Consider the following 13,054-nt stretch of genomic DNA (forward strand, 5'->3'; position numbering starts at 1 on the left):
GCGACGACGGCATTATCTCCGGGCGGCCGTCATTCCACTGTCACTCGTCGGTATCCTCAGCCTTCCATCACTTGGACTATTCGTCCTTGCTGCGGCTCTGGCGTGTTTGCTCGCGTCGTGGGGCGGATGGCCGCGCAGGCGGGTGCCTCATGTGTGACGCCAATTCCCGCGCCGGTCTCGCTGCGTGTTGCCGAGGCCCAAGCCGTGCTGGGTCGTTGATCAAGGGGTCCGCGGCGGCGCAGTAGTTTCGGCGCGCAACATCGATGCCGTAGCGTTCCCGCAAGGGACGCTGACCAAAGGAGACTGCCGTGCTCAACCTTCGTGTCTTGGACCTGTCGGATCATCGGGGCCAATTGGCCGGGGCGATGCTGGCTGACTTGGGTGCCGACGTGGTCTTGGTGGAACCGCCGGGCGGGTCGGCGGCGCGCGCCGTGGGACCCTTCGTGGCCGGCCGCGACGGCGACCCCGAGGCGTCGCTGTGGTTCTGGTCGTACAACCGGGGCAAGCGCAGCATCGTGCTGGACCTCGACACCGATGAGGGCCGTGACCGGCTGGCAGAGCTTGCAGCAGGCGCCGACGTGGTCATCGAGTCCGACAAGCCCGGCGTCATGGCCGCCAAGGGTCTGGGCGCCGACGATCTGGCCGCCGTCAACCCGGCGCTCGTCTACACGTCGATCACGCCGTTCGGCCAGAGCGGCCCCAAAGCGCAGTGGGCCGCGACGGACATCGTGGTGTCGGCGGCTTCGATGCTGTCCAACATCATCGGCGACGACGACCGGCCGCCGTTGCGCATCCCGCTCGACCAGTGCTACCTGCACGCTTCCGCCGAAGCGGCTGCCGCCACCATGATCGCCTTGCGCGAGCGCAGCCGCTCTGGTCGGGGCCAGCACGTGGACGTGAGCGCCCAGCAGGCGGCCGGCCAAGCCCTGCAGTCGATGTCGCTGTGCCACCTGTACAACTCGCCCGAGGCCGGACGATTCAGCGGCGGCGCCAAGCTGGGCCCGTTCACGGTGCGTCTGCGCTCCCCGGCGGCAGACGGGTATGTGTCCGCCACGATCCTGTTCGGCGAGTCCATCGGCCCATTCGGCCAGCGGCTGTTCGAATGGATGCACGCCCAAGGCGGCTGCTCCGACGCCGACCTCGAAATCGACTGGATCAACTTCGTCGAAGGCGTGATGACGGGCCGCATCGGATTCGGCGAGTACGACCGCATCCAGCAGGTCGCCGCCGACTTCACGGCCACCCGCACCAAGGCCGAGCTGCTGACCGCAGCACTCGAGCACCGGCTGCTGATGGTGCCCATCACGACGGTGCAGGACGTAGTGGAGGCGCCGCACTACACAGAGCGCGGCTTCTGGCGCGACATTGACGTCGGCGACCAGCAGGCGGTGCGGTTCCCCGGGCCGTTCGCGAACATGAGCCGCACACCGGTCGAAGTGGCAGGGCCGCCGCCGACGTTGGGCGAGCACACCGATGCGGTGCTGGCCGACGCAGCCGGGACGCCGCGTACGCCGGCGGTGGCTTCCGATGACGTGTCGGCACGCCTGAACGCAGCGGTGCCCGCCGGCCATCGCGACCCCACCCAGCCGCTTGCCGACGTCAAGATCCTCGACTTCATGTGGGTGATGGCCGGGCCGGCGGCCACCAGAGTGCTGGCCGACTGGGGCGCCACCGTCGTGCGGGTCGAGTCGTCGCACAAGGTCGAGGCGGCTCGCACTATCCAGCCCTTCCTCAATGACGAGGGCGGCGCCGACAATGGCGGCCTCTACCAGAACATGAATGCAGGAAAGCTCGGCATCACCATCGACATGGCGAAGATGGACCAGCCGGCGTGCCGGGACCTGGTGCTCGACCTGGTGCGCTGGGCAGATGTGGTCTGCGAGTCATTCTCGCCGAGGGCGATGCGCGACTGGGGCCTGTCCTATGAGGACCTGTGCGAGGTCAATCCCGACATCATCATGGCGTCGAGCTGCCTCTTCGGGCAGTCCGGGCCGCTGTCGTCGCTCGCCGGCTTCGGCACGATGGGCGCGTCCATGTCGGGCTTCTATGAGATGACCGGCTGGCCTGATCGTGATCCCGCAGGCGTCTTCGGCGCGTACACCGACTACGTGTCGCCGCGGTTCTTGAGCACGGCGATTCTGGCCGCGCTGGACCATCGCGACCGCACCGGCGAGGGTCAGTACATCGACCTCTCCCAAGCCGAGGCGTCCATGTCGTTCCTGGCGCCAGCGGTGCTCGACTACACGGTCAACGGTCAGATGCCCCCCAAGCTGGGCAACGCGCACCCGCAGATGTCTCCCCACGGCGTGTACCCGAGTGCGGGCGAGAACCGCTGGATCGCCATCGCCTGCGAGAACGACGACCAGTGGAAAGCGCTGTGCTGGATTGTCGGGGAGTCGTTGGGTGGATTCGGCGAGCTGGGGCCCGATGAGCGGCGCGAACGAGCCGGCGAGATCGACGAAGCGATCTCGGCGTGGACTTCGAGCCGGGAGGGCAGCGAAGCCGACGCCCTCTTGCAGCGCGGGGGCATACCCGCTCACGCGATCCCGACCTCGGTGACCATGCCGACCGACGGTCAGCTCGTGCATCGCAACCATTTCCGCAATGTCACCCACGCCACGAACGGCACCATGTGGGTGGAAGGCGCTCGATTCGCCATGTCACGCAGCTCCGATGGTATTCACCACGGCGGGCCGACCTACGGCGAGCACACCTTCGAGGTGCTGGAACGGCTGCTCGGCTACGACGCGGATCAGATCGCTGAGCTGGCCGTGGCAGGAGTGCTGGAATAGCCGCCCGCCGGGTCGGCAGGGTGCTCAGCTCTCGAACTTGCCGACCTTGGTGCCGGTGACTTTCTCGTAGTCTGCGTGTTCTAGCATTGTGACTTGCTGGATGCGTCCTCGTCGCGTCGCCTGTCGCTCCCCGCTCTTGTACCCAACCTCAATCGGAAACGGGCTCACGGGCCGCTCGGGCCACGGCTTCGCCTGCCGGCTCAGCCTCCGCATGAGCGTACGCACCGGGCCGTGACGGCGTCCCGGAATGCGGTGACCGGTCGTTGCTACGGTGCTGCCGTCTCGGCGGGGTTCAGTGAGCCGGACCGAGTGCGCAGGCGATCGAGTCAGGGAGCACCTATGAGAGCGTGGCGATTGAACGAGTTGGGCTACCCGTGGGACGTGCTGGAGCTGGGCGAGTACGACTCTCCCGAGCCAGGTCCGGGCCAGGCACGGATCACGGTGGAGGCCACCGACCTCAACTTCGCGGACATCCTGCACTGCCAGGGCACCTACCAGGAGCGGTGGGATCCTCCCTTCACGCCCGGCATGGGTGCGTCGGGCACGGTGGTTGCCGTGGGTCCCGATTGCGACCTGAAAATCGGCGACCGCGTGATCGGCTCAGGCGCGGGTGGCTGGGGCGGCTACGCCAGCGAAGCGCTCATCCGGAGCCGCACGGCACGCCATGTGCCCGACGATGTGTCGCTCCCGGCTGCCTGCGCGGCGAATGTGATCTACAGCACGGCATGGTTCTCGCTGTACCGGCGCGGGCAGATGCAGGCCGGAGAGACGGTGCTGGTGCTCGCCGCCGCCGGCGGCGTCGGTTCTGCCGCCGTGCAGATGGCCAAGGCAGCGGGATGCACGGTGCTGGCCGCGGCTGGCGGGCCCGCCAAGGTGGAGACCTGCCGCCAGCTCGGCGCCGACATCGTCATCGACTACGACAACGACGACCTCTACCAGTCAGTGATGGACGCCACCGGGGGCCGGGGCTGCGACATCATCTACGACCCGGTCGGCGGCAAGTACTTCGATGTGGCCCGGCGACTGGTGGCGTGGGAAGGCCGGCTGCTGGTGGTCGGATTTGCCAGCGGCACGATCCCGCAGGCACCGGCCAACCACGTGCTGGTCAAGAACTATTCAGTGGTCGGCGTGCACATGGGCGGCTACCGCGGGCGCAAGGACGAGGTGCTCGCTGAGTGCTACGCCGAGATCTGGCCGCGAGTGGCCGACGGCACGCTCGACCCGCTCGTCAGCCAGGAGCTGCCGCTCGAAGGTCTGATCGACGGGCTGCGTGACCTGCACGAGCGTCGTACCACCGGCCGCGTCCTGCTCCGCCCCGATCTGTAGGCGCTCAGCCGCGGGCAGCTGTGCTTGATGGTGTCCGCTCAGCCGCGGGCCACGGTGCAGCCGACCGATTCGCGGTCCCGCGTCTGCGTGGTGACCCCGGCCGATTGCCGCAGCATTGACGGTTTCTGGCCGCTCGACGCCTCGGCATCGCAGTCGCAGATCGTTTGATTGACAACATTCGCATGGGGTTCGCGCGCATCGAACCCATCATCGTCGCCGATCTCGAGAGCGCCGCACGGATCGGCGAGGAGTTTGCCGACCAAGGCTTCTCCATCGTCGACCGGACGAGCTGGGCGATCATGCTGCGCGTCGGCGTGCACGAGGCCATCGCTTTGGACACCGGCTTCTGGATCTATCGATTCGGACGCGACAGGCGTCAGGCATTCACGGTGTACAACTGACCGCCACCGATCCCGCTCGGCGTGTCACCGGGGCTCATCGGGAGGATCGTAGACTTTGCCGGTGCATCCAGGCCCCGGCTGGGGCACCGATTTCTGGGGCACATTGGGTAGTTGGGCACCTGGGTAGGAGGTGGCCGTATGCTGATCGGCTTGCCGCGCGAAACCAAGGCGGGCGAGCAGCGTGTCGGGCTGACGCCCCACGCTGTTCGTGAATTGGTGCTGCACGAGCACGATGTCGTCGTCGAGACAGGAGCGGGTGCTGGCATTCGAGTACCCGATGCCACCTTCGAGATGGCCGGCGCTCGCATCGGCACCTGCGACGAGGTGTGGGAGAAGTCTGAGCTGATCGTCAAGGTGAAGGAGCCGCAGTCACCCGAACGCAAGATGCTCAGCGAGGGCCAGATCCTCTTCGCCTACCTGCACCTCGCCCCCGACCCCGACCAGACGACCGATCTCGTGGAATCGGGAGCGGCATGCGTCGCCTACGAGACCGTCACCGACTCGCGTGGCGGTTTGCCGCTGCTGGCACCGATGTCGCGGGTTGCGGGCCGCCTCGCCGTGCAGGCCGGCGCCTGGGCGCTGGAGACGGCGCACGGTGGCATCGGCTTGCTGATCGGCGGGGTGCCCGGGGTGCCGCCGGCTCGCGTGGTGATCATCGGCGGGGGAGTCGTCGGCGAGAACGCTGCCGAGATAGCGATCGGCATGGGCGCCGATGTACGAGTGCTGGACATCGATCCGACGGTGCTGGACCATCTAGAGCAGCGCTTCGGCGCCTCGGTGGTGACGGTCACCTCGACACGCGCCTCTGTCGAGACCGAAGTGGTGGGTGCCGACCTGGTGATCGGCGCCGTGCTGGTGACCGGTGCGAGGGCGCCGAAGATGGTGACCGCCGAGCTGATCGCCCAGATGCGCCCCGGCTCTGTCGTCGTCGATGTCGCCATCGACCAAGGCGGGTGCTTCGAGACATCCAGGCCGACCACGCACGCCGAGCCGACCTTCGTGGCCGACGATGTTGTCCACTACTGCGTGGCGAACATGCCAGGCGCCGTGCCGTTGACCTCAACCCGAGCCCTCAGCGACGCCACCCTGCCCCGAGTGCTGGCGATCGCCGAGAACGGCCTCGACGCCCTGCGCACTGACCCCCACTTGCGGGCTGGCCTCAACGTCTACAAGGGCCGCGTCACCGAGTCCCACGTCGCCGCCGCCCTCGACCTCCCCTACACCGACCCCCTCACCGCCCTCGGCTTCTAGCAGTGATTCGCCCTGGGTTTTGCGCAGGCCTGTGGGGGTCCTTGAGTTTCGCGTAGGCGTATTACTGGGTTCATGCTGCCGGTTTGTGTCGGTGCCGGGTCTCGAACTCGACGGGTGTCAGCATGCCAAGCGAGGTGTGGCGTCGCTGCGAGCGCCTCGCCGTGGCTCCCATCAGGCCTCAGCAGCGCGCATGCGGCGACCAAGGAGGCCCGCGCGAAGACCCCGCAGCGGGGCCGCGATCTGCTCAGGGGCACTCACCAGCAGTCCCTTGAGCTGGTTGACGGCGCATGTGCGAGCCTTGACCGCAGGAGTTCACGCAGCTCGCGAGTAGTGATCCGTCGGGTTGCCCACGGCGGTCGTATCCTCGCGCCAGCCTTCGTCAGCGGAGTCTCGGTGACCTTGAGGACACAAATGACCGATATCGCTACCGACGTGATTGCGGTCGCCGGCCAACTGCCGAGCGGTGCGGAGTTCATTCGCTGTGCCCTTCAGGTGAACCCGCACCACTATGGAGCGAGCTACCGCAGCGCTCCTAGCGATGGGGACTCTGCGAGCTACGCGTCGAAGCTGATCGCGAGAGCCCTCGAGCTAGAGATCGGCGCACTTGCAATCACGGATCACAACAGTGTTCGGGATGTCGAAGCATTTCAAGCAGCTGCCATCGGATCCGATCTGACGGTGCTCCCAGGATTCGAGATCGAGTCGACAGACGGCATCCACGTCCTGTGCATCTATGGCGCTGACACGGACGCCGCCCAACTTGAGCGCTTCCTGGGCGAGTTCGGCATACGCGAAACGGAACCGTCGAGTCAACCTTGCAGCAAGGACTTTGCAGCGATCCTCGCCACGGTGCCTAGTCAGGGTGGCGTCGCAGTCGCGGCGCATGCCATCGGTTCTAAGGGACTATTCCAGGCGCTCCAAAAGAACGCCCGAGCATTGGCGTGGAGAAACGAACATCTGCTCGCAATTCAGATTCCATCTTCTATCGACGAGCTCCAAGAAGGGCCACGCGCGATCGTTCGTAACCAAGTGGCGGAGTACCAGCGCTCCTACCTGGCAGGCAAACAACAAGTGATCGCCGTGGTCAACGCTAAGGATGTCGCTCGGATCGAGGATCTGGACGACCCTGGCGCTACGACTCTGATCAAGTTTTCTGGCCAGCCAGGAGTCGAGGGTCTGCGTCAGGCTTTTCTTGACCCGGACTCGCGGATTCGTCTCAACACGGATGAGCAGCCAGATGAGCATTCGGAGCTAGTGGCCATCACCTGGGAGGGAGGCGGGTTTCTAGATGGAGGCGCCATCCATTTCAACCCGAATCTCAACGTCCTCATCGGAGGACGAGGCACCGGTAAGTCCACCGTGATCGAGAGCATCCGCTACGTGTTGGATCTGGAGCCGGTGGGCGACGAGGCGCGCCATGCGCATCGAGACATTGTGCGCCACGTGCTCCGGAGCGGTACCAAGGTGACGCTCGTGGTGCGCTCGCTACACCCTGCCGAGCGCAGCTACCGCATCGAGCGCACAGTGCCTAATCCCGCCATCGTGCGGAATGAGTTCGGGGAGGTATCGAATCTGCTTCCCGCGGACGTCTTGCCCCGTGCCGAGGTCTATGGACAGCACGAGATTTCCGAGCTCACCCGGAGCCGTCCCAAGTTGACGCGTCTTCTTCACCGCTTCGTACGCGGCGATCTCGACACTGACGCACGCAAGACGGGCATTCTGCGCGAGCTTCAATCCTCTCGGAAGTCCCTGCTGGACACGCAAGCTGAGATCGAAGAAATCGAGGAACGCCTCTCGGCGCTCCCTCAGCTCCAAGAAACGCTGGAGCGCTTTCAAGAGGCCGGTCTCGAAGAGCGCCTCCGCGACCAGAGCCTGCTGGTTCGAGAGTCACAGATAGTTGAGTCGATACCAGAGCGTCTGCAGCCGCTGCGCGATTCAGCGGAGACACTGCGTCAGGAGCTTCCGTTGGACCGCGCCTTCCTCTCAGAGCGAGCGTTGACTGATCTGCCCGGGGGATCGATTCTCGACAGGGCCAACGAGGTGTTGCAAGAACTGAGCACCGCTCTGGAGGGTGCGACCCGCCGAATCGAGAGAGCGCTTGCGACAGCAGATGAGCGCATCGCAGCGATCTCGTCAAGTTGGATGGATCACAAGTCCGTGATCGATGCGGAGTATCAGACGATTTTGCGTGATCTGCAGAAGTCGGCGATTGACGGCGAAGAGTTCATTCGCTTGCGGTCCAGCATCGAAAGCCTGCAGCCGCTCGAGGATCGTCAGGCGGTGCTATCGAAACTGCACGCTGAAGCGCGTCAGCGTCGGCGCAACCTGCTTGACGAGTGGGAAGGCGTGAAGGCCAGCCAGTTCCGCGATCTGACTCGTGCTGCGAAGAGGGTCAACAAATGGCTGCGCGGCTACGTCAAGGTGGAGGTCACGGCTGCGGGCGATCGAGATCCTCTGGCGGACTTGCTCCGCGATGAGGTCGGTGGTCGACTGACGGAGGCGATCAGGCAACTTGAGTCGATGGACCAGTTGTCATTGCCTGACTTCGTTTCACGCTGCCGAAGCGGCGCCGTCGAGTTAGTCAAACACTATGGCCTCACGAGGACACAAGCCGAGAACTTGGCCGGCGCCGGTGAGAGCACCTTCATGAAGATTGAGGAACTCCAGCTGCCTCCGACGACCGATCTGTTTCTGAACACGTCCGGCGACCAGCGCGACGAGGTCTGGCAATCACTAGACCAACTGTCAAAGGGACAAAAGGCAACCGCAGTTCTGTTGTTGCTACTGCTGGATTCGGATGCTCCGCTGATCATCGACCAGCCCGAGGATGACCTCGACAACCGCTTCATCAGCGAGGTGATCGTCGAGAAAATGCGCGAGAGCAAGAGACGTCGCCAATTCGTCTTCTCCACTCACAATGCGAACATCCCGGTACTCGGCGACGCAGAGCTCATTCTGGGCCTCGATGCGACCGGCGAGGCCGATGAGGTGGAGGACGTCGGTCACGCGTTTATCGACCCTGGTCATATGGGATCCATTGACTCGTCACCGGTTCGAACGCTGGTTGAGGAGGTCCTTGAGGGAGGCAAGGACGCCTTCGAGCGGCGTCGCCGCAAGTACGGATTCTGAATGTGATTTATGAATCGGACCGACTTGCTGCAGCTGATTGCCGGCGGCGAGAACTCGCGTGTCGAATTCAAGCGGGATGACATCCCGCCGGGGCGTTTGGCTTCGAGACTTGCGGGACTCCTGAATCTCGACGGTGGACATGTGCTACTTGGGATAGAGGATGACAGATCGATCTCAGGACTGACTAGGGCGACCGCCAAGGCAGAAGAGTGGGTGATGCAAGTCGCCAGTGATCACCTCCAGCCCTCGATCATTCCAACCTGGGAGATGGTTGAGTCCGATGATGGCGTCGCGGTGGGCATTGTGACGGTGCCAGCCAACGCGCCCGATAAGCCGTACAAGGCCAAACAAGGCTCGCACTGGGTTACCAAGGTTCGTGTCGGCACGACGACGCGCGACGCGACGCGGGAGGAAGAACAGCGGTTGTACCAGCAGTCCGGCGGCCTGCGGTACGGCCTGAAGCCGGTGCCGGGGACCTTGCTAGACGATCTCGACACACGGCGACTGCTGGACTACTTCAACCGTGTCCTGTCTGATGGCAACTATCCGTTGCCCGGCTCAGAATCGTGGACCCAATTGCTTTGCAACCTTGAGTTGGCCACCAGATCACATGGGCAAACTCTCGCGACGGTGGACGGCATGCTGCTCTTTGGACGCCGGGTCGGCCGCTTCCTTCCTCAATCCGGAATTCGAGCTGTTTGCTACGACGGATCGGTGCCGGACTATGCAGTGCGGGCAGACGAGAAGATCACGGGTCCGCTGGTCCCCCTGCAGAGTGACGACGGAGCGCTTCTAGAGACGGGCGTTGTCGATCGTGCCTGGGATTTTGTGCGCCGGAATATCGGGGTCTCGGCTGCACTGCAAGACGCTCGAAGCGTGCAACGATGGGACTACCCGGAGCCGGCGCTTCGTGAGGTTCTCGTCAATGCCGTGGTTCACCGCGACTACAGCATCTTGGGCACCGACATCATGTTGAGCATCTTCTCCGATCGCCTCGAAGTCCAAAGCCCTGGCCGGTTACCGAATACGGTGACCGTCGGTGGTATGCGAGCGGGAGCGCGCTACGCACGCAATCAAGTTCTTGTGAACTTCATGCGCGACTACCGCTACGTCGATGCCCGCGGTATGGGGATACGCAACAAGGTCGTGCCAGTTATGGCATCGCACAACGGCTCCGAGCCGGATCTGATCGAAGAAGAGCACAGATTCACGGTGCGTCTCTGGAAGTAGCCGGGCAGATCAGTTCTCGCCGGTGCGCAGCCAGGCGTCGCCGCGGAATCGCACCCACTGCGGTGCTACGCGAAAGCACATGAACAGCACGAGCGCAGACCATACCCAGCCGATGCCCAGATCCGCCAAGCGCACGGCGCCCCCGACTACGGAGAAGCCCACAGCGGCACCGGCCATCGCCCATGCCAGAAAGCCCAGGTCGCCGGCACCGATGAAGATGCCGTCGAAGGCGAACGCTGCGGCATTGACCGGCTGTGAGAAAGCCACGAACAGCAGCAAGAACCCGGCGAGGGACACCACGTCAGGATCAGCGCTGAAGATTGCGGCGATCGGTGCTCGCAGCACCACCACTGCTGCGCCGAATACGACGCTGAGCTGGATGCTCATGCCGATCATCCTGACGCTGGCGGCACGTGCCACCTCAGGCCTGCTGGCGCCGAGTTCCTTGGCCACCATGGCCTGACCGGCGATCGCCACCGCATCGAGGGCGAGCGAGAAGAATGACCAGACCTGCAGGCCGATCTCGTGGGACGCCACCTCGGTGGTGCCGATGTGCGAGGCGAAGACTGTGGTGAGCACGAACGAGACCCGCAGCGACGCCGTGCGCACGAACATCTGGGCGCCGACACGCGCGTAGCGGCGCGCAGCAGCTGTGACGAGTCGCAGCGTCGCTCCTGCCGCCCGAGCCCGACGAGCGACGGCGACGGCAAAGGCGATTGCCGCTCCCCATTGCGCGATGACGGTCGACCACGCCGCGCCGGCGATGCCCATGTCGAGCTCGAACACCAGCAGCAGTTCGATTCCCACGTTCGCCGCCGCGGAGACCACCACGATGACCAGCGGAGTGACCGTGTCCTGCGCCCCCCGCAGATAGCCGGTGGCTGCCATCCCCATGAGCAGCGCGGTGAAGCCCCCGAGGCTGATCCGCAGGTACGTGAGCGCCAGCTCGGCCACCTCGGGCTCGGGATCGAACAGGCTCACGAGCCAGTCCGACCCGACCCACATGGCCAGGCTGACCACGATGCCCAACCCGACGGACAGCCACACGCCCGCAATGCCCTGCTCGGCTGCTCGCCTCGTCGAGCCGGCCCCCACCAGACGGCCCACGAGCCCAGTCGTGCCGTAGGCCAGGAAGATCAGTATCGCATGCGCGCTCAGCAAGATGGCCGAGGCGATGGCGAGGCCGGCGAGCTCGGGTGTGCCGAGCCTTCCGACAATCGCTCGGTCGGTCAAGACGTAGAGAGGCTCGGCGATCAGCGCCCCGAACGCGGGCACAGCCAGCAGCAGGATCTCCCGGTCGTAGATCGTGCGTCGGAACACGGCTACGCCACGGTCGCGATCAAGAGAGACCCCGCATCATCCGGTGAGGCGCCGCACGCCGGTTTCGATGTCGATCACGTACAGCTCGCCCTGGTGGTCCTCGGCGAATCCGACGGGCCGCTGCGTGCTGATGCCGAGGCTCCACACCTCGTCCGGCTGTGTGCCGGGCTGCACCGAGACCGCATAGACGTCACCGCCGCAGAGATCAGCGAAGACGTAACGTCCCGCCAGCCAGGACAGCTCGCTGCCGCGGTAGACGTGCCCGCCGATGACCGCGCAGAGGCCTCGCCCGTGCCGGTACTCGAAGTCCGGCACCCGGTGGTCGTCCAGTTCGTCTCCCACGAAGCGGCGGCTGCCCTCGTAGGAGTTCCAGCCGAGATTGGCCCCGCCCTCGTCGAGACCGAGCACGGTGACCTCTTCCATGCACTGCTGACCGACGTCGGCGACCCACAGCGTGGCGGTCTCGTCGTCGAGGGTCATCTGGAACGGGTTGCGAGCGCCGTATGCCCAGATGCGGGGGTCGCTGCCGGCGTCGAGGTCGGGATTGCCCAGGGCGGGCACGAGCCGCCAGTCGCCGGTGTCGGAACTGCCGCCGTCGACTACGGCGAATCGCAGGATCGCACCGAGCGGCGTGGCGAGGTTCTGGCCGTGGTGATGCGGGTCGCCGAGGCCACCGCCGTCTCCAAAGGACACATACAGCAGCCCATCGGGTCCGAACAGCAGGGCGCCGCCGTTGTGCTGCGCGTTGGTCTGGGACACCGCCAGCACGTCGGTGAACCCGCCGAGCAACGCAGATCCGTCAGCGGTGGGCGTCAGCACCGTCAGCACGCTGTCCCCGTGCCGATCGGTGCGATTGATCCACAGCCTTCCGTTCGGCCCGAACGTCATGCCTACGAGACCCTGGTCGTGCTCGGCGGCGGTGTTCGACGAGAAGTCCGCGACCGGCTCAGCGCCCAGTTCGGCGGCTCCAGTGCCGTTGACCTCGAATCGCCAGATGCGGCCTCGACGGTCGCCCACGAAGCCGCCGTCCCTCCGGGGGCCTGACCCGACGGGGTCGAACACCATCACGGTGGCATCGGGAAGCTGCAAGAAAGGTGAGAGGCCCACGCTGTGCCCGGGTGCAGCGGCTCGCAGCTCGACGGCGCCGAGCTCGCGCAGGCCTGCCGGGCACGGCGTGTTGGATGCCACATATTCGGGGGTCTGCGTGAGCGGCAGCGTCGTTGAGGGTGCGGTCACCGCGATCACGGTGCTGCTCGAGGGGTTGCCGATCGCCGGGCTAGTGCTGTCGTCGATGCCGGTGCCGGAGCATCCAGCCGCCGTCGCCCCGACGCCGAGCGCTACTGCGCAAACCACGATGCTGAACAGCGGTCTGCGGGGCACCCGGTCAATGTACGCATGCGCAGCGGTGCCACGACCTGATACGGCGGCCGTCGAACGAGGTTGTGGCTGCCTGCCAGGCACGACAGAATGAGTCGGTGCGCACTGCGTTCGCGGCCGAGCCTGCGAGGCGCCTCGCGGCTGTGGAGGTACTCGCCTAGGCGAGTCCGTCTCGACGCGCTCGCCCTGCCTCCCGCTCGGGAGGCTCTTTTGTTTTAGGGAAACAGT

8 protein-coding genes are annotated in these 13,054 nt (G+C 65.4%); 6 read left to right on the top strand and 2 right to left on the bottom strand.

Annotated elements, in window-relative coordinates; translation table 11 throughout:
- Positions 1–308 precede the first annotated feature (308 nt).
- The 6 genes from ACOGXQ_RS00575 to ACOGXQ_RS00600 all read left to right on the top strand — a co-directional run bounded on the left by ACOGXQ_RS00575 (position 309) and on the right by ACOGXQ_RS00600 (position 10,129).
- Positions 309–2,792, top strand: coding sequence for a CaiB/BaiF CoA transferase family protein (locus tag ACOGXQ_RS00575; protein WP_419945541.1), 2,484 nt, complete (start codon positions 309–311; stop codon positions 2,790–2,792).
- A gap of 339 nt (positions 2,793–3,131) precedes the next feature.
- The gene (locus ACOGXQ_RS00580) at positions 3,132–4,118 is read left to right on the top strand and encodes an NADPH:quinone oxidoreductase family protein (protein ID WP_419945542.1); all 987 of its coding nucleotides are present in this window, start codon (positions 3,132–3,134) and stop codon (positions 4,116–4,118) included.
- 182 nt (positions 4,119–4,300) lie between these two features.
- Positions 4,301–4,519: a hypothetical protein gene (locus ACOGXQ_RS00585; protein WP_419945543.1), complete on the top strand. Its 219-nt coding sequence runs from the start codon at positions 4,301–4,303 to the stop codon at positions 4,517–4,519.
- 138 nt (positions 4,520–4,657) lie between these two features.
- A complete protein-coding gene (gene ald / locus ACOGXQ_RS00590) occupies positions 4,658–5,770 on the top strand; it encodes an alanine dehydrogenase (RefSeq protein ID WP_419945544.1) in 1,113 nt (370 codons plus the stop codon).
- Between the two features lie 411 nt (positions 5,771–6,181).
- On the top strand, positions 6,182–8,899 hold the full coding sequence (locus tag ACOGXQ_RS00595; RefSeq protein WP_419945545.1) for a TrlF family AAA-like ATPase: 2,718 nt from the start codon (positions 6,182–6,184) through the stop codon (positions 8,897–8,899).
- A 9-nt stretch (positions 8,900–8,908) separates the two neighbouring features.
- Positions 8,909–10,129, top strand: a complete 1,221-nt coding sequence (locus ACOGXQ_RS00600) for an ATP-binding protein (RefSeq protein ID WP_419945546.1) — start codon at positions 8,909–8,911, stop codon at positions 10,127–10,129.
- A 9-nt stretch (positions 10,130–10,138) separates the two neighbouring features.
- Here ACOGXQ_RS00600 and ACOGXQ_RS00605 read toward each other — a convergent pair whose 3' ends face one another.
- Together ACOGXQ_RS00605 and ACOGXQ_RS00610 are read right to left on the bottom strand one after the other, a co-directional pair.
- Entirely contained in the window at positions 10,139–11,449 is a 1,311-nt protein-coding gene (locus tag ACOGXQ_RS00605; RefSeq protein WP_419945547.1) for an MATE family efflux transporter, read from the bottom strand.
- Positions 11,450–11,485: 36 nt separating this feature from the next.
- Complete coding sequence (locus ACOGXQ_RS00610) at positions 11,486–12,829, bottom strand: PQQ-dependent sugar dehydrogenase (RefSeq protein WP_419945548.1); 1,344 nt, start codon at positions 12,827–12,829, stop codon at positions 11,486–11,488.
- Positions 12,830–13,054 lie beyond the last annotated feature (225 nt).

This window comes from Candidatus Poriferisodalis sp. (assembly GCF_965208485.1).
Classification (GTDB): Bacteria; Actinomycetota; Acidimicrobiia; order Acidimicrobiales; family Poriferisodalaceae; genus Poriferisodalis.